Below are 22741 nucleotides of genomic sequence, written 5' to 3'. Positions count from 1 at the left end.
CTGCGTTCACCCTGATGAACACCCACAAGGAGTCTCATCATGGGCCGTACGCTCACCGCCATCCTCGCCTTCATCTGCGTTGCCTTTCTGATCGTGCTCGGCTGGTTCTATTATCAGGAGGGATCTTTTGAAGGCGCTGGCGCGCGCATGGATGCGACAATCGACGATCTTCCAGAAGAAACCTCCGAATTCGCGAATGAAGTTTCCGAAGCCGCCGATGAGATCTCAGACGAACTGGATCAGGATGGCTCGCCTGAACGCTAGGCCAGACCATCCTCACAACTTGACACATGACTGGAAGTGCCCGAACGCCTAGTTCGATATGATGACAACCCTTCCCCCTGTTCGCGGCAAGCTGATCAACGATGCCAGCCTCGCGCCCTACACCTGGTTCCGCGTCGGCGGCCCGGCAGACTGGCTGTTCCTGCCAGAAGACGAGACGGACCTTGCCGGCTTTCTGAAAACGCTTGACCCGGCAATACCCATTACGGTTCTCGGCGTCGGCTCGAATGTCATCGTCCGCGATGGCGGGATCGCCGGTGTCGTGGTGCGTCTGATGGGTAAATACTGGGGCAGCGTCGAAGCGAGCGAAGACGGATTTCTGACTGCGCGACCGGGCGCACTAGACGTTTCCGTGGCCAAAGCCGCGGCGCGTGCAGGCATAACGGGCCTAGAATTTCTTTCAGGCATTCCAGGATCTCTGGGCGGGGCAACCCGAACCAATGCAGGCTGCTATGGTCAGGAGTTGCGGGATGTCCTGGTTGGACTAGAGGGCTATCTGAGGGACGGCACGCATGTCGCCTATCGGGGGCCAGGGCGTCCCGGCAATCTGCCAGAGGCCAGCTTCTCCTATCGCCATACAGACTTGCCCGATGATCTGATCGTCACCAAGCTGACGCTGGAAGGGTCTGGCTCAGGTGATCCGAAAAAGATCCTTGCCGAGATTGAATTGCTTCAAAATCGCCGCGCGGATACGCAGCCGATCAAGGAAAAGACGTCGGGCTCTACCTTCGCCAATCCTGACCCTCCGGGCACACCAGACCAGAGGTCAGCCTGGAAACTTATCGACGCTGCTGGCTGCAGGGGCTTGAAAGTGGGCGGTGCACAAGTCTCTCCCAAACATTGCAACTTCCTCATCAATACGGGCGACGCCACAGCGGCAGACCTGGAAGCATTGGGCGAACTCGTCCGCGCGCAAGTATTGGCCACGCAAGGAGTGAACCTCCGCTGGGAAGTGCGCCGGATCGGACGGATCAAGCCTCCCCTTCCCCCAATCGATGCCTAGAAAATTCCTTCCAGCGTGAAGGTCATGATCGGCCCGAAATCGCGGGCACGGTCCTCTATGCGCACAACATTTCCGAGCCGGTTGGTGTCGTAGATCTGGCGGCGGAAGGTATCATTCTGGTTTGCAATATTGCCGATCATGGCCTGACCAGTCATGCCCCAGAGATCCTTGTGCTCAATATAGGCAAACGCAAATCCTGGGCGTGCGCCTTCCTGACCAGTCTCCGCAAGGCGATAGTATGGATTCCGCTCCCAACGCTCGAACCCGACCGACCACGCCCAGTCGGTCGCCGGCACATCATGACGTAGTTGAAGCATCATCCAGTATTTCGAACTGTCATTGATAGGGCGGAGTTCTCCGGTCAACGGATCGGTCAACTCAGAGTCATAATAGTTGCCCTCATAGGTCAGCTCTGCGCCAGAAAATCCGATGGGCGCGAGCTTCAATGTGGCATCCCACTCCGCTCCGACCTGCCAGGCCGAGTCGAGATTGCCCGGCCCATCACCTGAACCAATCGGAACACGGTCCACGATATCCTCAATATCTTCATAAAATACCTCGACCGTCCCGGCGCCCCACGCGCCAAAGTTCTTTTCGGTCTGAACACTGAGTTTCCATTTCTGATCCGGCACAATCTCCGGGTTGCCTGTCTGTCCATTGCCAGAGTTGAGATTCACCGACGACACAAAATCATAGAAATCGAGCTGCCCGACTTCTCTTTCGAGACGCGAGACGAGACGGAGAGAGGGACTGACCTGCCAGGTAAGGCTGGCGAATCCCTTCGGCCGCGTGAATGTCCTGACATTGGAAGCGTCACCTGATTGAGAGAGTTCCGACATCTCCGCGCCCAGCGAGACTTGCCCTGTCAGCCCCCTCGCCAAAGGACGGCCATGCGTGATCGATATTTCTCCGCGCTGTTCTTCGACACGGGAGTTCGCTCGCGGCAANTCCTGTCGCTCCANCGGCCCACCATCTTGTGACACGAACAAGGATGAGTCCTGCTCCAGATAGTTGAACGCACCCTCCAGGGCGATCTGCCAATCTGCTCCAGCCCCGGCACCCAGCGCATACTCCGTTCTGAGAATATACTCTCCTTCTTGGATATCCTTTCGGAACACATCTTCTGAGGACCTACTGCCATCAAGATTGCCGACCAGAACACGATCAACAATCGGGCTGTCTTCCCGGCGCACCAGACCAATCGCTTTCAACCGGCCCGGCCCNAGACCGAATTCGTAATCTCCACCGACTTCCACGAACACTTCATCTTCTGCGCCAGTATAGAGACGCCGACCTTCCACGCCTTCAGTGGGGAACAGTTTTCCGGCTTCCTTGTAGTCCGGCTGAAAGACCTGAGCCTTCGCATTCAGGTTTGCGATTGCACCCGAGGGCGGCGTCCATCCGATCGATCCTGCCACGGACATGATCTCTGCGATGTACGTGAAGTCTTCTTCCCGTCGCTCGATCAGGCTTCCCTGCCCATCCTTGACAAATTCCGGTCCGTTGGAAGCCCCCCTTTCCGGACTGCTCTCAGCTTCGAAGGTCCAGCTGAGGTCGCCGCCCCCACCTGACAGGGTGAGATTGAGATCATTGTAGTATGGCGGAAGATTATCCCGGAACCGGGCGCTCCATCGCCACGTGCCGGATATTCCCGTGTCCCCGCTAGTAACGACGTTCACGACCTGACCGGACAGGCCAGGGATCTCAAATGCAGACGCGTCGACAAGTTCGATACGCACCACGCTCGTCGCAGCGATCCGGTCCAGCGAATCCGTTGCGCCATTCGATTTGCCAGACACACGCTGATGATTGATCAGGACGTTGCCGCTGGCCTGCCCAAATCCCCGCGAACCGTCATTGTCTCCCTGAATTGAGAAGCCCGGAATTCGATTCACCATTTCCAGCGCTGTACGTGGCGCATACTGACGGAAATTCTCAATCGTGTAGATCGTTGCGCCTGGCGTGGTTTCCGGAGCCATGTCGGCCATCGCCGACGGCACCACAACAGATACTGCCAGTGCACTGAAGCACGCTCCACCAAGAAGCCGAGTCAAAGGGTTCACGCTGCGTATCCTCCCGCGCAGATGATGGAAACATCCGGTGTCCCAAATCCGAAATGATGTCGATTTTCGATATCGACTACAGTTGTAGTCCAAACGTTGCAACCGGCGTTTTCTAATTTTTTTGTTATTTCGCCGGGAAATCACACTCAGGCTGCCACGCTAAGGCCGCTTTAACCCTGCAGACGCGAAGAATACCTCCACTACCAGCTTGCAGGATATTCTTATGAAACGTGTGGCCGTGATCTATGGAGGCTGGTCCTCTGAACGCGACGTGTCGGTTACGTCCGGTAAACAAATGGCTAAGGCCGCGCGGTCAGCCGGCTATGATGTTGTGGAAATCGATGCGGGTCGTGATCTTGCGGCGCAACTGACCGAAGCAAACGTGGACGTGGTTCTCAATGGCCTCCACGGCCCCTGGGGCGAGGATGGCTGTGTGCAGGGTGTGCTGGAGGTTCTGGACCTGCCCTATTCCCATTCAGGCGTGCTGGCATCGGCACTTGCGATGGACAAGCTGAAATCCAAAGCCGTGTTCCAGCAGGCAGGCATTCCGGTTGCTGCAGACAAGCAGGTGACCCGCGCCGAGGCCGCTGCAGCACATCCCCTTGATCCGCCCTACGTCATCAAACCGGTCGCCGANGGCTCCAGCTTNGGCGTGTTGATCGTACGCGAGGGCGCCAATGGTCCTGCAAAGGAGCTGACCGGACCGAATTGGCGCTATGGCGACCATCTCATGGCCGAGGAATTCATTCCCGGTCGGGAGTTGACCGTGGCGGTGCTTGGCGATCGCGCGCTGGCCGTTACAGAGATCACGACCTTAAGAGACTATTACGATTTTGATGCAAAATATGAAGCTGGTGGATCGCAGCATGTGATCCCGGCAGACCTGCCTGCCCATGTGACCGAAGCGGCGATGAAATTTGCCCTGAAAGCACACCAGGCGCTCGGATGCCGGGGCGCGACGCGGTCCGACTTTCGCTATGATGACAAGAGAGACCGGCTCGTGATCCTGGAAACAAATACACAACCCGGCATGACGCCCACCTCGCTTGTCCCCGAACAGGCCGCTTTCGTAGGCATGTCCTTTGAACAGCTGGTCACCTGGATGATCGAGGATGCTTCATGCCAAAGGTAACCCGCAATCAGACCGTTCCGAAAAAAGCGCGCAAGCCCGCCGTCATTGTTGATGAGGTGACGGGCGAAGAGGTGCGCGTCTCCTCAGTCGTGTTCGGTTTTGTGATGCTGGTTGCCATTGTTGTGGCCACCGCCGCCTGGATGGGCGGCTCCATGTCCCAGATCGAAAACCGGTTTGCGAGCTTCATGGATGATACCGCCCGGACTGTCGGCATCGCCGTGAANGATGTGTCCATCATTGGCCTGGAACAGGACCCTGCACTGGCNCAGGACATTCGCGCAGCTGCGATGATCGAGCCAGGAGAGAACATGTTTCGCGCCGACCCGCATGTCATTCGTCGCCGCGTCGAAGGCACCAACAAGGTTCTGAACGTGCGTGTCCACCGGCTCTGGCCTGATCAGGTCGTGATTCTGGCCGACGCNGCGGAACCTGTTGCCGTTTGGCATGACGGTCAGGAATGGACAGTTGTCGACGGCCTCGGCCGCGTCATTCCGGACGCTCGCGCGGATGACCACAAGCAGCTGATCCGCCTGGCGGGTCGCGGTGCAGCGAAAGCCGCCCCTGCCCTGGTCGAGGCGCTGAAAGCCGAACCGGATGTTGCCCCGCGCATCGCGATTGCCACCCGTATCAATGATCGCCGCTGGGACATGCGACTGGTTTCCGGCGCGACCGTTCGCCTTCCGGAAGACCCCCAAATGGTTGCTGCGCTGGACAGCCTGTCGACACTGCAATTGCGCACCGCTCTGATGCAGCGTCCTTTGGAGACCATCGATCTTCGCAACAAGGGCCGCGTCTATCTCAACCCGGTCAATGATCCTGACTTTGCAGCCCGAAAAGAGGCGGCCCGAAGCTGATGGCAAACGTCCAGGCCCGGCGAAAACCACTGGTAGGGTCGCGAGCATCCAACCCGATTGCCGCGCTAGACATCGGCTGCTCAAAAATCACCTGCCTCATCGGCCGGAATGACGGCACCGGACCGCGCAATTTTCAGATACTCGGCGCCGGTCGCCAGCAGTCGCGCGGCTTTAATGGCGGCACCATTACGGACATGCATGGGCTCGAACGCTCCATTCGCCTCGCTGTGGAAGACGCTGAACGCGAAGCAGGCGAGCAGATCAGCCAGGTCGTTCTGGGGATCACAGGCTCGAAGCTGAACTGCCAGCTGGTTACATCAGAAATCGATATCGGTGGCCGCGAAGTGACGCCGAAGGACATTCGCCGCGTGCAAGCGCAGGCAATGGCGCAGATCCCGACCAAAGGCGCGGACGTCCTGGCGGCCTGGCCTGTGGCGTATCGCGTTGATGCGCAGGAAGGCGTACGCGAACCAGCAGGCATGTACGCCGACCGGCTCGGATTGCTGCTGTCTGTTGTCACCGCGCCAAAGGCGATGGTGCGCAATCTGGTGGAATGTGTCGGCCGCGCGCATCTCGGTGTGGAGATGCTGATCCCCTCCTCTATCGCGAGCGGCGCAGGCACGCTGATCGATGATGAAATCGAGAACGGCGCCATCTGCATCGACATGGGCGCCGGCGTGACAGCCGTGTCGGTTTATCTGAATGGGTCGCCAGCCTGGCTCGGCCTTGTTCCGGCGGGCGGAACGCATGTCACATCAGACATCGCGCAGGGCATCGGAACGACTTTCGCCGCTGCCGAGCGTCTCAAGAGCGTCTATGGGACCGCCAATATGGAAGGGCCGGGCCTCGCAGAACGAATTGAGGCGCCACGCCTCGGAGATGATGGTCGACTTCAGGCAACGCGTATGGAGCGCGGCCAGTTAGCCGAAATCATTGCGCCGCGTATCGAGGAAATCTTCGAGCTGGTCCAACGCACGCTTCAGGCAAGTGGTGTACGCAAAGTACTGCCTCGTCGAGTTGTACTGACGGGCGGCGCCAGCCAGTTGCCCGGCGTCAGAGAAGTTGCCATGCGCACTCTGGAGGCGCCGGTCCGGCTGGGACGGCCGACAAATGCTGAATTCCTGGGTGAAACACTGGGAACACCAGCTTTTTCTACAGCTTCAGGTCTGCTACTGTATACCGAGTTGGGGTTCGCAGACGCTGTGCGGGCTGGCATTGCGTCAAAGGAATACGGAGCAGAAGCCCGAAGCGGAGCCGTGAACAAGGCGTTCCATTGGTTGAAGGAAAATTTCTGACGCCAATCGCGAATCACTTAACCGCTTCTTAGCTGCAACGCGTCATTTTAGCGCTTCAGTATGGCTTCAGGCGGTTAGGTGAGGACGACGAATGACACATGAACTCAAGCCCAGGATCCTGGTCTTTGGAGTCGGCGGCGCCGGAGGCAATGCCGTTGACAACATGATCGAGGCGAACCTGCAGGGTGTCGAGTTTATCGTTGCCAACACGGACGCGCAGGCCCTCTCCCGCTCGAAGACGGAAAACCGCATCCAGCTTGGGCCAGAAACCACGTCCGGACTGGGCGCAGGAGCCCGCCCCGATGTTGGCGCGAAGGCCGCTGAAGAATCCATAGACGAAATTCGCGAACGCCTGGACGGCGCACACATGGTGTTCATCGCTGCCGGTATGGGCGGCGGAACCGGAACCGGCGCAGCCCCCGTCATCGCGCGCGCCGCTCGGGAAATGAACATCCTGACGGTTGCTGTCGTCACCAAGCCCTTCAGCTTTGAAGGCACCCGCCGCATGTCTTTTGCCGAGAGCGGCCTCGCTGACATTCAGAAACATGTCGACACCATGATCGTGGTGCCGAACCAGAACCTGTTCCGCATCGCCAACGATCGCACAACTTTCGCCGAAGCCTTCCGCATGGCTGATGACGTACTCTATTCTGGCGTGCGCGGGATCACTGACCTGATGGTCATGCCGGGCCTGATCAATCTCGACTTTGCCGATGTCAGCTCCATCATGCGGGGCATGGGCGCGGCGATGATGGGTATGGGCGAAGCAGAGGGCGAAAATCGCGCACTCGAAGCCGCCAAGGCCGCTATCGACAATCCGCTGCTGGACGACATCTCGATGAAGGGCGCAAAGGGCGTGCTGATCAACATCACCGGCGGCTATGACATGACACTGTTCGAACTGGATGAAGCGGCCAATGAAGTCCGCCGNGAAGTCGACCCGGACGCAAACATCATTCTTGGTTCAGCTTTCGATACCGAACTGGAAGGCAAGATCCGCGTATCGGTCGTTGCCGCGGGCGTGGACGCCGTGCTGCCATCCCTGAAGCAGGAACCGCCTGTCGCAAAGACTGTGCGCCAGCCCATCGCGGAACCTATTCAGGAAGAGCCCGTCACNGAGGCAGACTCAGAAGTTGAACCGGAAGTCGAAGCTGTCGCGGAGATTGCTGACGAAGACGATCGTCCAAAGGTGATCCTCCATACTCCATCCCCGCTTCGCTCCGCAGAAGCCGACCCGCGCGGCGACTTCCCTGGCCAATCCTTGCCNGCAGAACACTTCGAGGGCAGCGAAGGCGAAGACCAGATCCAGGCCGACGCCGTTTTCAGCAAGCAGACCGACGCGCCTGCTGAAGATGAGAACCGCCACGGCCCGTCCGGATTCTCCAACCTGTTCGGCTGGCGTCGCAACGCTCATGCGGATAATGGCGACACACCAGCGACGGAATCCGGCGGCCAGATCGTCTCCTCGCCGGACGACCACCCGGAACCTGCTCCGTTCGATGATTCCGACCTGGAAATTCCGGCTTTCCTTCGCCGGTCTGCCAATCACTGATTTTGCACACGATTGCAGCAAACCACAGNCGNAATTGTTTCAAATAAAACACAATGATTACAGGGCCAAGATCGCTATCTTGGCCCGNTTTGTAACACGTCGAAACAAGCCGTGTTTTGTATCTTCACGCCGNCCACCCCAATGTATTCTGCGAAACTGGAGGTAGGTGTGTTGTCCGGTAGTGTAGAATTTCAGCAAACGATTGCGCGTCCCGCCGTATGTGCGGGTGTAGGTGTGCATAGCGGCAAGAAAGCACGGCTCGTGCTGAAACCGGCTCCGGCCGGAACCGGTGTCGTGTTTCGCCGAACGGACATTCAAGGGCCCAACACGACCATCCCGGCCGATGCCGAACAGGTCACCGATACCCAACTTGGCACCACGCTGACGAACGAAAATGGTGTGTCTGTCGCAGTCGTTGAACATCTNATGGCGGCGCTGGCTGGCATGGGTATTGATAACCTGCTCATCGAAATCGATGGCCCGGAAGTACCGATCATGGATGGCTCCTCCGCCGTCTATTGCGAACTTCTGCTGCAGGCAGGATTGAAGCANCAATCTGCACCGCGCCGCCGCATCCGCATTCTGGAAACCATCGAGATTGAAGACGGCCCGAAGCGCGCGCGCTTGTCCCCTTCCGAAGACAAGCTTTTGACGCTGAATGCACGTATCGAGTATGACGACACAGTCATCGGNGTGCAGGANATGACNCTGCAACTGGCTCCCGGCATGTTTGCCCGGGATCTGGCCTTCGCCCGCACCTATGGATTTGCCCGCGATGTTGACATGCTGCGCTCCATGGGGCTTGCCCGGGGCGGATCGCTGGAGAATGCGGTCGTGGTCGACGATGGCGAGATCATGAACCCGGAAGGCCTGCGGTCTGAAGACGAATTCGTTCGCCACAAGATGCTTGATGCGGTTGGCGATCTCATGCTGGCAGGCGCGCCCATTGCTGGTNTTTANGAAGCGGTCCAGCCGGGCCACTCCATCAACAATCTGCTCGTTCGGAAACTNTTGGAAACGCCNTCTGCCTGGTGCTGGGAATCCGATACNGCTGATGCGAGCCGTGCAGATACNCGCCGCTCTGCGGCTGTTTAAGGCGTTTGACCGTCGAGGCCTGAGAAACGCGCTTGGAAAACCCTGTGGGTTCGCGCTAAGCAGTTAATCAGATCATCACAGCAGAAAGCGCCCGCCCTGCCATGCGAGTATCCACAAAGCTCCCCCTCCTCCTGATCACGACTGCCGCGCTTGCGCTGACAGCCTGTCAGTCCCGCGAAAATCGTCGTCAGGAACTGGCCTATGTCGAACGCCCGGTGGAGCAGCTCTACAATCAGGCGACGTCCGAGATGGACAAGCGGGATTACGATCAGGCGATCTTGCTGTTCAATGAAGTCGAGCGCCAGCACCCCTATTCCGAGTGGGCGCGCCGTTCAATGGTCATGACCGCCTTTGCACACTACCAGGGCCGTCGGTACGACGAGGCGATTTCAGGCGCGCAACGCTATCTCGCGCTTCATCCGGGTGGCTCGGAAGCCGAATACGCCTATTACCTGATCGCTGCGAGCTATTTTGACCAGATTACCGATGTTGGCCGCGACCAGGCGACGACTGAGCGCGCCCGCGACGCGCTGATGGATGTAGTTCGCCGCTTCCCGGACAGCCAGTATGCGCGCGACGCCAGTGTGAAGCTGGACATGGTGCATGACCAATTGGCCGGTAAGGAAATGACCGTCGGNCGCTGGTACCTGCGCAACAATCAGATGCTTTCTGCGGTCAACCGTTTNCGCACCGTGGTCGAGAAGTATGATACGACATCCCACACCCCAGAGGCGCTGCATCGGCTCGTGGAAGCCTACCTGACCCTGGGCCTGCGCGACCAGGCGCTCGCGGTTGGATCTACGCTTGGCTACAACTACCCCGAAAGCGACTGGTACCAGATGAGCTATCGCCTGTTGACCAACAAAGGCCTTGATCCGGAAGCGCTGGATGGCGAAACCCGCCGCACCCTGCTGCAGCGGATCATTCCTGGCGGCAAATAGGCACTCCGTACCTAGCCACCAATCAGNTCAAACCATTCATCTTCGGTCATAGTCTGGACACCGAGGCCTTCAGCTTTTTTCAGCTTGGAGCCCGCACCGGGACCGGCGACCAGAATATCTGTCTTNGCCGACACCGACCCTGACACTTTCGCGCCGAGCGCGCTGGCCCGTGCCTTGGCTTCATCGCGGGTCATGCGTTCCAGTGTGCCGNTGAAGACAATCGTCTTTCCGGCAACCGGACTATCAGACGCTGCGGCCTCTTCCGCCTCAACCGAAACTTCCCGCATGAGCGCTTCGAGCATTTCCCGATTGTGGGGCTCTGCCTCGAAATCGANGAGCGCGCCGGCAGCGGCCTTNCCCACACCATCAATCCCGGTGAGTTCGGCNAAGGCTTCAGATTCCTGCCCGCCTTTCTCTGCACGCACGACAGTTTGCCAGAAAGGTGCCCAGTCGAGGAAATGCCGCGCATAGAGCTGGGACGTGGTCTGGCCGACATGTCGGATGCCGAGCCCGTTCAAAAAGCGCGCAAAGGGCACGCTGCGGCGGGCATCAATTGCNTCAAACAGTTTCCTTGCCGAGGCCTTTCCAAACCCGTCCCACTCTTCCAGCGGCGACAAGCCTTCCTCCGCGATGCGATCGGCGAGGCGGAAAATGTCTTGTGGCGCCTTCACAACNCNCTTCTCGTGGAAAAGCTGGACCTGTTTCGCGCCAATGCCGTCAATATCGAGNGCCTTTCGGGACACGAAATGCTTCAACCGCTCAACGGCCTGAGCGGCACAGACGAGCCCACCTGTGCAACGACGGCGCACATCGGCTTCACCCTTGTCGTCAATCTCGCGCACGGCGGCTGAGCCGCACACAGGGCACGTCTCAGGCATGTGCCAGGGCGCGCCGCCGCCATCCTTCACCACACGCAGAACTTGGGGGATCACGTCGCCTGCGCGCTGGATCTCGACGGTGTCGCCGGGCTTTACGCCGAGGCGATCGATCTCGTCTTCATTGTGGAGGGTTGCATTGGAGACGACGACACCGCCGACCGTGACGGGTGTGAGGCGGGCAACGGGGGTCAGCGAGCCTGTGCGGCCCACCTGAATATCTATATCTTCCAAGGTTGTAGTGGCCTTCTCGGCCGGGAATTTATGCGCGATTGCCCAGCGCGGCGCACGGCTGACAAAGCCGAGACGCTGCTGCCAATCGAGCCTGTTTACCTTGTAGACGACACCGTCGATATCGTAGCCGAGTGTCGCGCGTTGTCGCTCTATGTCGCGATATGTCGCCAGGATGTCGCCAAGTGTCGCCGCCTTTGCCATCAGCGTGTTCGTATCGAAGCCCCAGGCGGCAAACGCGGCGACCGCCTCCATCTGGGTCTCGGCAAAGGGTTCGCTTTCCGCTGCCCAGGCATAGGCGAAGAAGTTGAGCGGACGGGATTTCGTGATTTCGGTATCGAGCTGCCGCAAACTGCCGGCGGCGGCGTTGCGCGGGTTGGCAAAAGTCTTTCGCCCGGCTTCGCCTTCGCGCGTGTTGAGCGCAGCAAAATCGGCGTGGCTCATATACACCTCGCCGCGGATCTCGATGAAGTCCGGCCAGCCCTTGCCCGAGAGCTTTGCGGGAATGTCTTTCAACGTGCGAGCATTGGCGGTGACGTCCTCGCCGATCTGGCCATTGCCCCGCGTGGCGGCGCGCTGCAGCNCCCCCNTTTCATAGGTGAGGCTGAGAGACAGCCCGTCGATCTTGGGCTCGGCCGTCAGCTCCAGCTCATCGTCTTCTGAAAGCCCCAGAAACCGTCGGATACGGCCCGCAAATTCNTCNACGTCTTCGTCGGAAAACGCATTGTCCAGCGACAACATCGGCGCGGCATGCGTGGCTTTGCTGAAGCCATCCTGAGCGACAGCCCCGACCCGGTCAGAGGGACTGTCTTCTCGCTTCANATTCGGGAACCGGGCTTCAATGGCGAGGTTGCGCTGGCGGGCCGCATCNTATTCCGCATCGGTCAGGNCCGGCGCATCTTCCTGATAATAGGCCGCATCAGCTTCGGAGATGAGCGCGGCGAGCCGCGCGAGTTCGGCGGCTGCCTCGTCCGGTGTCAGATCCTCAACCGGTGTTGCCTCGCTCATGCACCCTCCAACAACCTCCCGGCAGCGGCGCGGGCCTCAGCGGTCACTTCGGCACCTGACAGCATCCGGGCAATTTCTTCCTGCCTGCTGCTGTCATCTAGCCCGCGTATGCGTGAGCCGCCAGCCCCCTTCTCCACGAGCCACTGCGCCGCTGCGGATGCCGCAACCTGGGGACTGTGGGTAATGGCAAAGACCTGCCGGGACTGGCCAAGCGAAATGAGGCGTTCGCCAATCGCCGCCGCCACGGCGCCGCCGACGCCCTGATCCGCTTCATCAAAGATGAGGGTGAGCGCTGAGCCTGCCTCGGCGAGCGCACATTTCAGCGCGAGCGATACACGCGCCAGCTCCCCGCCCGAGGCGATCTTTCGCAGCGGACCGAANCCGGCGCCCGGATTGGTCTCTGCATCGAACTCAACCCGGTCGATACCGTTCGGGCCGCCCTCCCCTTCTGCCAATGGNGAGATCGACACGCGGATGACCGAGCGGCCAAGTTTGAGCGGTTTCAGTTCCCGCGCGATGGCCTTTTCAAGCCGGGACGCCGCCGCCTTGCGCGCATCGCTCAGCTTGCCAGCGGCCTGATGCCAATCGGCCCTTGCAGAGGCCTCAGCCTTGCGTGCCGCCTTGAGCGCATCCTCGCCAGCNTCGACCAGATCCAGCCGTTCACTGAGGGATACCAGCATGTCCGGCAGCAAGTCCGGGTCGCAATTATGCTTGCGCCCCGCAGCACGCAGGGCAAACAGNCGCGCCTCCGCGCTGTCCAGCTCTGCGGANTCATGATGGACNAGACGTTCAAGCTGGCCAATGGCATTCGCCGCNTCACGGGTTTCAATCAAGGCGCGCTCGACCGCTTCGGCTGCCGCGCGCGCGGCNNCCGGCAAGGCATCTTCTGACGCCTCGAACCCCGGCAATCGGCAAATCCGGTCTGTTGCGCGCGCGGCCCGCGCCAGTGCATCCTCAACCCCGGATTCATCCAGTACAGTTTCAGCCTCGCGCACCGCTTCCGTCACGCGCTCTGACTGCATCAGCAGCGTACGGCGCTCCGTAAGCTGAGCGGCCTCGCCCTCACGTGGGCCGAGCCCGGACAATTCGTCTACGGCGTCACTCAACCAGTCACGCTGCTCGATGGCCTTTGCGTGTTCCACCTCCAGCTCTTCCCGCTTCGCACTCGCCTCAGCCATCAAGCCGTAGGCAGACGCGCAAGCGTCGAGGAGGGTTTCATTGCCCGCAAACAGGTCGAGCAACCGCCTGTGCGACGAGGGTTTCATAAGGGAAGAGGCCGCGTGCTGGCCGTGAATTTCGACCAGAAGGTCCCCGATCTCGGACAGGAGCGCCGCGCTTACCGGCTGGTCATTCAGAAAGGCACGCGCAGGACCGGCCCGTCGCAACACGCGCTTCAGGGTAAGGGTTTCGTCCGGCGAGGCGTCGATGCCGCTCTCGATCAGCGCGGCCCACACCGGATGGTTCACGGGCGGTGAAAACTCCACCGCAACAGTGGACTGGTCCTGTCCAGCGCGGATCATGGCGCGGTCAGAGCCATGCCCCATCGCCACCGACAGGGCATCGAGAATAATGGATTTACCTGCCCCGGTTTCACCCGTCAGCGCGGTAAATCCACTGCCGGGTTCAATGTCCAGACGGTCTATCAGGACAAAATCACGTATCGACAAGGAAAGGATCATGGCCAGTCTCCAAAGAGTCTACTGGCCATGATTTATCATTGGAACAAAACAGGAACAAGCCTGTTTTTCGTTAACGGTGTTAAAGCGGCATGCAGGCGGCGCGCAGCCAATCCTTCACTGGTCCGTCCAGCTTGTCTGCCAGCAGGTCGTAGACTTTCGCGTGATAGGCATCGACCCATTCCCGCTCTTCCTTGGTCAAATGGGCCAGGTCGACCAGGTCCCGCGCCAGTGGCGCAAAGGTCAGGCACTCAAAACCGTACATGTCGATCTCGCCGCCCTCGATCGGGGCGGGCGCGGTGACATATTGCAGATTCTCGATGCGGATACCGTACTGACCTTCACGATAATAGCCCGGCTCGTTCGAGACGATCATGCCGGTTTCCAGCGGGATCGGGCTCCAGCCTTTTGCAATACGTTGCGGGCCTTCGTGAACGCCGAGATAAACGCCAACGCCGTGGCCGGTGCCGTGTTGGTAATCGAGCCCAGCCTGCCAGAGCGCATGGCGCGCGAGCACGTCCAGATGGGTGCCGGTTGTGCCTTTCGGAAAGCGCACGACGGCCAGCGCGATATGCCCTTTCAGGACCTGAGTGTAGTGACGGCGCATGTCCGCACTCGGATCACCAATTGGCACTGTACGGGTGACATCTGTCGTGCCATCCAGATACTGGCCGCCACTGTCGACCAGATAGAGGCTGCCCCGCTCCAGCTTGCGATTGGACGCAGTCGAGACGCGGTAATGCGGCAGCGCGCCGTTCGGCCCTGCCCCGGAAATGGTCGGGAAGGACAGATCGTTCAGGCCGCCCAGGTTTTCGCGGAACTCTTCCAGCTTGATGGCTGCATCAATCTCGGTGACCTCGCCGCTCTGCGCATCCGTATCCAGCCAGTGCAGGAACCGGGTCAGCGCAACACCATCGCGGATATGCGCCGCTGCAGAGCCCGCAAGCTCGGCTTCATTCTTGCGTGCCTTGGGCAGCGAGACAGGGTCGCGGTCTCGTACAATTGTAGCGCCTGCCTGTTCGAGCTGATCAAAGAACCAGGCCGAGGCAACGTCCGGGTCGACACTGACGGTCTTGCCCTTGAGATCCGCCAGACCTTTTTCCAGATCCACCAACGGACGAAGCGTAACACTGTTGCCAAGATGTTGGCGCAGCTCATCCGAGACTTTCACCTCGTCCAGGAACAGATCGGCCGAGCCGTCTGCGAACAGGATCGCCCGGCCGAGCGGCAGCGGCGTGCAGCTGACATCTCCGCCGCGAATATTGAACGCCCAGGCAATCGACGCCGGGGACGTAATCACCGCCGCATCCAGCTTTTCCGCTTTCAGGGCATCGCCGATTTCGACGCGCTTTTCGTCATGGGCCTTTCCGGCGAACTTCACATCATGCGGGACAACGGGTGCCATTGGCTGGTCCGGACGGTCGGCCCACGCCACATCGATTGGGTTGTCGGTGACGCCAACAAGTTCCGCGCCAGCAGCCTTGGCCGCCTTTGCCATCTGGGCCACATCATTCGGGCTCATCAGTTTCGGGTCATAGCCGATCCGCTTTCCGGACATGTCCTGCGACTTCAGCCATCCGAACGGGCCGGGCTCGGGAACCGATTGCACTTCCCACAGATCGGGATCGGTCTGGTCGACGACCTGAAGCGTGTAACGGCCATCTGCAAAAATGACGGCACGATCCGTGAAGACGAACGCGGACCCGAACGAGCCGGTGAACCCGCTGACCCAGGCCAGGCGCTCATTCGCGTCCGGCAGGTACTCATTCTGGTATTCGTCGTCATGCGGAACATAAAGGCCGTCAAGCTTCTGAGCGGCAAGCTGTTCGCGAACGAGGGGCAAATGGGCTCGACCGTCCTGCGGTCCACCCTTGATATCAAATGTCTGTCTCATGCCCTCTATGTAGGCCGAAAGCCGCGATTTGACCACCGAAACCCGCATCACAGTTATGCAAATTTGCATGCATTTTTCAGCATTCCCATGCTTTTAAGTTTACCTTTTTCCGCTACATAGCCGCCACGATAATAATTGTGCACCGCACAATACAGAAAAAGGGATCTCGAAATGAGACGTCAAAACACAATCGCTTCGCCAATCATGACCAACATGGCCGGTGAAGATCGCCCGCTGATGGTCAATGAAGTGGCCGAGTCCGCTTTTGCGCACTCGCTGAAGTCGGCCGAAAGCCAGCGCCCGCAAATCCTTGCGCGCCGTTCGGCCCGCTGGGCTCGCCGCGCCGCATACTGATCCGGTCAGCGTTTCCGGGCGTCGCGGCGGCACCGCTCGGAACAATACTTTACTTCTTCCCAGACCCGCGCCCATTTCTTCCGCCAGGAGAATGGGCGGTTGCAGACAGCGCAGGTTTTCTCGGGCAGGTCAGCCTTGCTGACACGCTTTGGTTTGCTGCCGGGTCTGGACATTTCTGAAGCGCCTCCACCGCGCTTCATCTAGGCCGGGCAGACGCTGCAGCAATCGCCTCAGTCAGGCTTGCGGAACACCAGCGTTGACCAGCCATCCTCACGAATACGCTCCTGGAAATCCAGGCCTCGGGACGCAAACGCGTTGCGAACGGGCGGCGCCTGATGGTGCAGCAGACCTGACAGGATGATCGTGCCCCCCGGCGCCGTCAGCGCAGCGATGTCCGGCGCAAGCCCGATCAGCGGCCGCATAAGAATGTTTGCGAAAACCGTATCATAAGGCCCGCCCTGACGGATGCGAGGCGTATTCGCGCCGGTCACATGCATGGCTGTGAACCCGTTGACGTGGTTCTTCCGGGCATTCTCATTCGCCACGCGCACACTGTCGAGATCAATGTCGGTGCCTATGGCCGACGTCGCGCCAGCCTTCAGAGCCGCAATCGCCAGCACGCCTGATCCGGTTCCGAGGTCCAGCACCTTGCCGACTTTCCGGCTGCGGCGAACTTCGTCGAGCGCCAGCAGGCAGCCCAGTGTCGTGCCGTGATGGCCGGTGCCAAAGGCTGGCCCGGCTTCGATCAGGACAGCGATCTTGCCCGGAGACTGTCGCGCCAAGGCGTGACTTCCCGCCACGATGAACGGCCCGGCCTTCACTGGCGGCAGGCCTTCAAGCGACAGCGTAACCCAATCCTGTTCGATCACCTGTTCGATCCGCGCGGTCAGTTCCGGCGCAGATTCTTCGATGATCACGACACAGGCTTCAGCCTCTTCCTCGGTCTCGGCAAAGGCGTCGAGCCGCCAGCTGCCGCGTCCATCTTCCTTGGCGTCGACCGCGCCTGCTGGCGAAGGATCTGCCCAAGCCAGCGCATCCCACGCCGTTTCGACTGGCGCCCGCGCGCCCTTTGCAGTTATCTGATACATGCGCGGCGATTAGCAGGCGGACGGTTTCTTGGGAAGGAGACAAAGACGTGAGAGCATTCCTTATGGCAGCGGCGGCAGCACTGATGGTGACGACAGCCTGCGAATCCATCCCCGNTTCCAGCCCNCAGGNCACCGCGTCCCCTGCCCCGCNAACGAGTCACGATGCGCCCTGGCGAGAAGTGGAAGCNNAAAATCTGGTNATCCTGAAGACNCTNACAGGAGAGGCCNTAATTGAACTGGCCGCAAACGCCGCCCCGGCCCATGCAGCGCAGTTCCGTGAAGCGGTTCGCGCGAACCTGTACAATGATGAATTCTTCTACCGCGTGATTGATGGCCATGTGGCGCAGGCAGGCCTGGAATTTGAGCATCGTCTGGGCGGATGGGCCGAACTCTCCCTCGAAGCCGAACGCCCGATCGAAATTGACGGCTTTGTCCCGCTCGGAAACCCTGACCTGTTTGCNGAGGCGACAGGTCATCGTGACGGCTTTGCCGTGGGCAGAGAGGGCGGGCAGGAATGGCTGCTGCATTGCCCCGGTGCGCTGGGGATGGCGCGAGACACGGCGCCAGATTCCGGGGCAACGGAATTCTATATCGCAATTGGCCAGCGCCGGTATCTGGACCGGAACTACACACTGTTCGGCCGGGTGATCGCCGGGATGGACCACATCAACCGACTCGACCGCGTCGATCCCACCCCTGAAGACGCCTTGGCCGCCTTCCTCGATCCGGAAACATCCGAGGAAGCCCTTGCAAAGCGGGCTGAGCGTCTCGCCGCAAACCGCATCCTTTCTGTCGGCGGGGCAGCAGATATGCCCGCGGATATCCGCCCCCGCTGGGAAGTCATGGCGACACACAGTGCAGAGTGGGAAATCNTGAAAGATTCGAAACGNGACTATGGTGCAGTCGACGCCTTTGTCGTGACGCCGCCCAAGCGGCTCGACATATGCACGCTGCCCGTTCCAGCGCGCCAGATCAGCGACTAGGCTGAACCCATGTCGATTCCTCCCTCCGTCACCGCCGACAATCTACACGCCATCAGCACAGTCCGACACGGCTTCTTCGGCCGCAAAGGCGGCGTGTCGAGCGGGCTGTATGACAGCCTGAATGTCGGCGAAGGTTCTGGCGATTCACCAGACGCCGTAGCGACGAACCGGGAGCGTGTCCGGGCCGCACTGTCCGCCCGCGCCCTTCTTTCCTGCTATCAGATCCACTCTTCCGATGCCGTCCACGTAACCGCCCCCTGGACTGTGCGGCCCGAAGCCGACGCGATGGTCACGACCGAGCCGGGACTCGCGCTATGCATACTGACCGCCGACTGCACGCCCGTCCTGTTTGCTGACCCGGACGCCGGCGTGATTGGCGCGGCACATGCCGGCTGGAAAGGCGCCATTGGCGGTGTCCTCGATTCAACGGTTTCTGCGATGACGCAGCTGGGCGCATCTCCAGGCCGCATCCGAGCAGCCATCGGCCCGACCATCCAACAGGCCAGTTATGAAGTCGGCCCGGAATTTCGGGACACGTTTCTGGTGGCGTCTCCGGAAAGCGAAGCCTTGTTTATTCCGGGCAAGGCAGACCGATTCCAGTTTGACCTGCCCGGCTATTGTCGCCAGCGTCTGGACCGGTTGGGCGTTCACTTAGTCCATGATTCTGGACTCGATACGTGTGCACTGGAGAAGGATTATTTCTCCAATCGCAGGCGCAATCATCGCGGCGAACCGGACTATGGCCGAAATGCCTCAGTGATCATGCTTCATCTGTAATTTTCTGCAAAACCGCACAGAGTCCGGTTGCGACTCGCTGCCCTATGTTACAAAAGCGACACCAACGGGCTTCACGGGCGATACATCATGAAACTGCTTTCCTGCAATGCGAACCGGCCATTGGCAGAAGCCATCGCCGACTATCTCGACACGCGCCTGACGCGCTCTGAAGTCAAGACGTTCTCGGACCAGGAAATATTCGTCAGGATCGATGAGAATGTTCGTGGCGAGGATGTGTTTGTCATCCAGTCGACGTCCTACCCCGCCAATGACAATCTGATGCAGCTGCTGATCTGCATGGACGCGCTGAAGCGCGCATCGGCCCGCCGTATCACGGCCGTCATCCCCTATTTCGGCTATGCCCGTCAGGACCGCAAAACTGATGGACGTACGCCGATCTCCGCAAAGCTGGTAGCAAATCTGATCTGCAGCGCAGGGGCTGACCGCGTTCTGACGGTGGACCTGCATGCCGGGCAGATCCAGGGCTTCTTCGACATCCCGACCGACAACCTGTTCGGCAGCCCGGTCATGGTGGATGACATCAAGGAGCGCTACGGCAGCAAGGATCTGATTGTCGTATCTCCCGACGTTGGCGGCGTGGTTCGTGCTCGGTCCCTGGCAAAGCGGCTTGAGGCTGACCTCGCCATTGTCGACAAACGTCGCCCGGAGGCTGGCAAGTCGGAAGTGATGAACATCATTGGNGACGTTTCCGGCAAGCGCTGCATCATGCTCGACGACATGTGNGATTCCGGCGGCACGCTGGCGAACGCAGCCGCGGCACTGAAAGAGCATGGCGCGAAATCTGTCGCGGCCTATGTCACTCACGGTGTACTGTCGAACAATGCCGTTCAGCGGATCGAAAAATCTGTGCTGGACGAATTGGTGATGACCGACTCGATCCAGCCATCGGAGGATGCGATCAAGTCGAAATCCATCCGCATCCTGCCAATTTCCCCTCTGCTGGGTGAGGCTATACGCCGGATCGCGAATGAAGAGAGCGTCTCGAAACTGTTCGATCGCTAGTCGGCGTCTTCCTGCACTTCAGGGGCCAATCGGTTCACAAGATACCTGACCGCGCCAAGGATCAGCAGAATGCTGGTGACCAAGAGCCCGGCCAGGATCGCCATCAGTGTTGCGATGGCATAGTAAGACATCACGAACCAGTCCTTTGGAATGTCTTCAAATTCCCCGATGGGGATGGATGAAAAGGTCAGCAATGCGACCGCGCTACACAAGCTGATCGTCGCAAACCAGGCAATCATTCGAACGCGCTTGAACAGCCAGATACCAATGTCGGCGCTGCTATTGTGCATCATGCCAAGCATGGTGAGCATGAGGGCCAGAATCGTCGCGGATGCACTGGCAATGGCGGAGCCAAAATAGAGCGACGAATCTGAAAGGCTGTCGACCAGTTTCATCGCTTCTGAGCGAGAGTAAATCTGCCCGACAAACAGACGATGTACTCCGAACAGGACAAAAGTCAGTACACCACCGATGATCGGTTTGCTCTTTCCGATGGGTTTTGGAGCAGACATGGCTGGAACATCCTCACACGCGACGCGAAAAGTCTCTTCTCGAAACCAGACGCGCCGCGCGCCAGGAAAGTTCCACCAATTTATCCGATGCAGAATTCCAGCGGATAGGTCACGCCTTTCACTTCAACCGCCTTGCCGGCCTCATTCTTCACGGGCTCAAACACGGCACCGTTCAGTTTGACGGCTTCGGTGTTGAATGCCGGGTCTGAGCATTCGGCGATCTTGTTCTTCGGCAGACCGTCGACTCCGAGATCGAACATGACGAGACATGTACCACTAAGATGCTGCTTGGCGGCATCGACAGGATAGGACGGCGCGGGATGCTTGACCGTGGTCGGCACCCATCCGGCATCCAGATTCAACCAGGCCGACTTGTTCGCAAGCTTGGCGGCTTCTGCACGCTCGCGCCATTCGGGAGACATATCGCGCTCAGTAAACCAGACCTTGTCTGCCTCACACCCCTCCGGCGCTTCTGGTGCCGCAGCAGGCTGTGGCGCGGCGGGTGCCTTTGGAGCTTTGGGCGCAGCCGCCGGTGCCGGCAGCCTTGCACCAGAGTTTGACGTTATGAAAAGACTCTTCGCCAGTTCCAGCCCCTCTTCCGCCATCGGATCAACAACTGAGCCATTGCGCCAGACTTCCAGATGCAGGTGCGGGCCGGTTGCCTGACCGGATTGCCCCAAGGTTCCGATAATCGTTCCGCCTGATACGGTTTGACCAACGGCAACCTTGATGTCCTGCAACTGACCAAAGCGCAGGATCGTGTTGCCAGCTTTGATCTCGACCAGATTACCATACCCCTTGGTCATCTCGGCGCGCATGACAATTGCGGACGTCGGCGCATAGATTGGCTTGCCTGCCTCTTCGGCCAGATCAATCCCACGATGCAGTTTCTCTTCGCCTGTGATCGGATGTGTGCGCATCCCAAAAGCGCTGGTCAGCTTCGCTTTGTCGAGAATGGGGTGCGTGTAATTGACAGTGGCTGCGGGCAGCGCGGCTGCGCCACGGATGAGGGAGCCCTGCGCCAACGCGAGTGGCGCGGCCAGTGCGAGCGCTGCCGCAACCGCCAGTCCGAGGCGTTTCGGCCGATGATCCGTCTCCGTCAATAATTGTGTCAGGCGCATTTTCAGGGTTCCTTCCTTTTTGAGAATGAATGCTGCAACGGGCAGGATCATGGGAGGCCGGGCATGGCGGGCGACTTGAGTGAGTGCTCGGGCATAGGCGATACGGTCCCCGGTAAGGTCGGCAGTCTCCTCGTCCACGATGGCTTCGCGCCAGTAATCAAGCCGCTCGCGCATGGCCCGGGCAAAAGGTGAGAACCAGAAGATATCTGCCACGACCCGGTCGAAGGGGCGGGTCAGCAAATCACCTCGCTTCAGATGCACCATTTCATGCACGATGATCTGCGGCGTGTGGCTTTTCGAAATCAAGGCAGCCGGAATGTAGATCACGGGGCGGAGTATTCCCGCAAGGAACGGGGCGCCGTGTGGTATGATGCGCACGTCTGGAGCCTGGCTCAATCCAACCGCCTCGGCCCAATGACCCACGGGGCGTAACACTGCGCGCGCACGTTGCTTCAAGCGCTGAAGCCGGAACTGGCCGACGGCCCAACAAACTCCCCGAGCGCACCAACCCGCCACCAGCACCCAAACGACCAGCGTCGAAACGTGCGGCATACGGAATGCTGGGCGTGTCACATCCTGAAATTCAGCGGCTGGCTGGATGGTCAGCGCCTCAACCATCGGCAAATCCGGCAGGGCCTGAACCGCGACCTGACCAACCCCCGGCATGAAGGCAGACGCGACAAACGGCGCAAACATCAGCGCGGCTGCACCGCGCCAGATAGCCTGTGCAGCTTTGGGCGACGGGTTAAGTGATGACAATGCTGACGCAAGCACCCACAATGCGGCGCTCCAGACAAAGGTCAGGCAAACAAGTCCGAGNACGCTCATGCCTTGTCCTCCTGTTCGCCCTCAGCTGCATTGATGATGGCGTCAAGCTCGTCCAGTTCCGCGTCAGAGAGGTGAGGACTTTCAGCAAAAAGCGCCGCTGGCAGTGGGCCATCCATATCCAGAACCTGTCGCGCAAGATGGCGAACAAGCCCCC

The 22741-nt window shown here is 59.8% G+C and carries 19 protein-coding genes; 12 read left to right on the top strand and 7 right to left on the bottom strand.

The window, feature by feature from the left end; translation table 11 throughout:
* Positions 1-39: 39 nt before the first annotated feature.
* From CBB91_RS12685 to CBB91_RS12650, 8 genes are all read left to right on the top strand, one after another.
* Positions 40-264 (top strand): hypothetical protein, encoded by a 225-nt coding sequence (locus tag CBB91_RS12685; protein WP_273014357.1) that lies wholly within the window; start codon positions 40-42, stop codon positions 262-264.
* 61 nt (positions 265-325) lie between these two features.
* Positions 326-1285 (top strand): UDP-N-acetylmuramate dehydrogenase, encoded by a 960-nt coding sequence (gene murB, locus CBB91_RS12680; RefSeq protein ID WP_345906871.1) that lies wholly within the window; start codon positions 326-328, stop codon positions 1283-1285.
* A gap of 2286 nt (positions 1286-3571) precedes the next feature.
* The gene (locus CBB91_RS12675) at positions 3572-4480 is read left to right on the top strand and encodes a D-alanine--D-alanine ligase (protein WP_273014354.1); all 909 of its coding nucleotides are present in this window, start codon (positions 3572-3574) and stop codon (positions 4478-4480) included.
* Positions 4468-5334: a cell division protein FtsQ/DivIB gene (locus CBB91_RS12670; protein ID WP_273014352.1), complete on the top strand. Its 867-nt coding sequence runs from the start codon at positions 4468-4470 to the stop codon at positions 5332-5334. Before CBB91_RS12675 ends, CBB91_RS12670 begins: the two co-directional genes overlap by 13 nt.
* On the top strand, positions 5334-6629 hold the full coding sequence (gene ftsA / locus CBB91_RS12665) for a cell division protein FtsA (protein WP_273014350.1): 1296 nt from the start codon (positions 5334-5336) through the stop codon (positions 6627-6629). Before CBB91_RS12670 ends, ftsA begins: the two co-directional genes overlap by 1 nt.
* Before the next feature lie 91 nt (positions 6630-6720).
* Positions 6721-8181 carry a cell division protein FtsZ gene (gene ftsZ / locus CBB91_RS12660; protein ID WP_273014348.1) on the top strand — a complete coding sequence of 487 codons (1461 nt, stop codon included), beginning with the start codon at positions 6721-6723 and terminating at the stop codon, positions 8179-8181.
* A 171-nt stretch (positions 8182-8352) separates the two neighbouring features.
* Entirely contained in the window at positions 8353-9276 is a 924-nt protein-coding gene (gene lpxC / locus CBB91_RS12655) for a UDP-3-O-acyl-N-acetylglucosamine deacetylase (RefSeq protein ID WP_273014346.1), read from the top strand.
* A 101-nt stretch (positions 9277-9377) separates the two neighbouring features.
* Complete coding sequence (locus CBB91_RS12650) at positions 9378-10217, top strand: outer membrane protein assembly factor BamD (protein WP_273014345.1); 840 nt, start codon at positions 9378-9380, stop codon at positions 10215-10217.
* An 11-nt stretch (positions 10218-10228) separates the two neighbouring features.
* Here CBB91_RS12650 and ligA read toward each other — a convergent pair whose 3' ends face one another.
* The 3 genes from ligA to CBB91_RS12635 all read right to left on the bottom strand — a co-directional run bounded on the left by ligA (position 10229) and on the right by CBB91_RS12635 (position 15901).
* Positions 10229-12331, bottom strand: a complete 2103-nt coding sequence (ligA, locus tag CBB91_RS12645; protein WP_273014343.1) for an NAD-dependent DNA ligase LigA — start codon at positions 12329-12331, stop codon at positions 10229-10231.
* Positions 12328-14010, bottom strand: coding sequence for a DNA repair protein RecN (locus tag CBB91_RS12640; protein WP_273014342.1), 1683 nt, complete (start codon positions 14008-14010; stop codon positions 12328-12330). The genes ligA and CBB91_RS12640 overlap by 4 nt, the downstream gene beginning before the upstream one ends.
* A gap of 79 nt (positions 14011-14089) precedes the next feature.
* Positions 14090-15901 carry an aminopeptidase P family protein gene (locus tag CBB91_RS12635; RefSeq protein ID WP_273014341.1) on the bottom strand — a complete coding sequence of 604 codons (1812 nt, stop codon included), beginning with the start codon at positions 15899-15901 and terminating at the stop codon, positions 14090-14092.
* Between the two features lie 171 nt (positions 15902-16072).
* Between CBB91_RS12635 and CBB91_RS12630 the strand changes: the two genes are divergently transcribed.
* The gene (locus CBB91_RS12630; protein ID WP_155841618.1) at positions 16073-16255 is read left to right on the top strand and encodes a hypothetical protein; all 183 of its coding nucleotides are present in this window, start codon (positions 16073-16075) and stop codon (positions 16253-16255) included.
* 5 nt (positions 16256-16260) lie between these two features.
* Here CBB91_RS12630 and CBB91_RS12625 read toward each other — a convergent pair whose 3' ends face one another.
* Complete coding sequence (locus CBB91_RS12625) at positions 16261-16428, bottom strand: DUF2256 domain-containing protein (protein ID WP_272981915.1); 168 nt, start codon at positions 16426-16428, stop codon at positions 16261-16263.
* Between the two features lie 57 nt (positions 16429-16485).
* Positions 16486-17343 (bottom strand): 50S ribosomal protein L11 methyltransferase, encoded by an 858-nt coding sequence (locus CBB91_RS12620; RefSeq protein WP_273014338.1) that lies wholly within the window; start codon positions 17341-17343, stop codon positions 16486-16488.
* Positions 17344-17390: 47 nt separating this feature from the next.
* On the opposite strand from CBB91_RS12620, the gene CBB91_RS12615 reads away from it, so the two are divergent.
* From CBB91_RS12615 to CBB91_RS12605, 3 genes are all read left to right on the top strand, one after another.
* Positions 17391-18326, top strand: a complete 936-nt coding sequence (locus CBB91_RS12615) for a peptidylprolyl isomerase (RefSeq protein ID WP_273014337.1) — start codon at positions 17391-17393, stop codon at positions 18324-18326.
* A 9-nt stretch (positions 18327-18335) separates the two neighbouring features.
* Entirely contained in the window at positions 18336-19103 is a 768-nt protein-coding gene (gene pgeF / locus CBB91_RS12610; protein ID WP_035547364.1) for a peptidoglycan editing factor PgeF, read from the top strand.
* Between the two features lie 87 nt (positions 19104-19190).
* The gene (locus tag CBB91_RS12605) at positions 19191-20126 is read left to right on the top strand and encodes a ribose-phosphate pyrophosphokinase (protein WP_273014334.1); all 936 of its coding nucleotides are present in this window, start codon (positions 19191-19193) and stop codon (positions 20124-20126) included.
* On the opposite strand, the gene CBB91_RS12600 is transcribed toward CBB91_RS12605, so the two are convergent.
* Both CBB91_RS12600 and CBB91_RS12595 read right to left on the bottom strand, forming a co-directional pair.
* Positions 20123-20638 (bottom strand): hypothetical protein, encoded by a 516-nt coding sequence (locus CBB91_RS12600; RefSeq protein ID WP_273014333.1) that lies wholly within the window; start codon positions 20636-20638, stop codon positions 20123-20125. The two genes, CBB91_RS12605 and CBB91_RS12600, sit on opposite strands and share 4 nt — an antisense overlap.
* Before the next feature lie 80 nt (positions 20639-20718).
* Positions 20719-22587, bottom strand: coding sequence for a peptidoglycan DD-metalloendopeptidase family protein (locus tag CBB91_RS12595; RefSeq protein ID WP_273014332.1), 1869 nt, complete (start codon positions 22585-22587; stop codon positions 20719-20721).
* Positions 22588-22741 lie beyond the last annotated feature (154 nt).

Source organism: Hyphomonas sp. TMED31 (assembly GCF_002172815.1).
Lineage (GTDB): Bacteria > Pseudomonadota > Alphaproteobacteria > Caulobacterales > Hyphomonadaceae > Hyphomonas > Hyphomonas atlantica.
This window is presented reverse-complemented; position numbering and strand designations above follow the sequence as displayed.

Bases quoted from the DNA above. Each gene is read 5' to 3' on its own strand.
- CBB91_RS12685 (WP_273014357.1), top strand. From the start codon at position 40: ATGGGCCGTACGCTCACCGCCATCCTCGCCTTCATCTGCGTTGCCTTT.
- murB (WP_345906871.1), top strand. From the start codon at position 326: ATGACAACCCTTCCCCCTGTTCGCGGCAAGCTGATCAACGATGCCAGC.
- ftsA (WP_273014350.1), top strand. From the start codon at position 5,334: ATGGCAAACGTCCAGGCCCGGCGAAAACCACTGGTAGGGTCGCGAGCA.
- CBB91_RS12635 (WP_273014341.1), bottom strand. From the start codon at position 15,901: ATGAGACAGACATTTGATATCAAGGGTGGACCGCAGGACGGTCGAGCC.
- CBB91_RS12630 (WP_155841618.1), top strand. From the start codon at position 16,073: ATGAGACGTCAAAACACAATCGCTTCGCCAATCATGACCAACATGGCC.
- CBB91_RS12625 (WP_272981915.1), bottom strand. From the start codon at position 16,428: ATGTCCAGACCCGGCAGCAAACCAAAGCGTGTCAGCAAGGCTGACCTG.
- CBB91_RS12620 (WP_273014338.1), bottom strand. From the start codon at position 17,343: ATGTATCAGATAACTGCAAAGGGCGCGCGGGCGCCAGTCGAAACGGCG.
- pgeF (WP_035547364.1), top strand. From the start codon at position 18,336: ATGTCGATTCCTCCCTCCGTCACCGCCGACAATCTACACGCCATCAGC.
- CBB91_RS12600 (WP_273014333.1), bottom strand. From the start codon at position 20,638: ATGTCTGCTCCAAAACCCATCGGAAAGAGCAAACCGATCATCGGTGGT.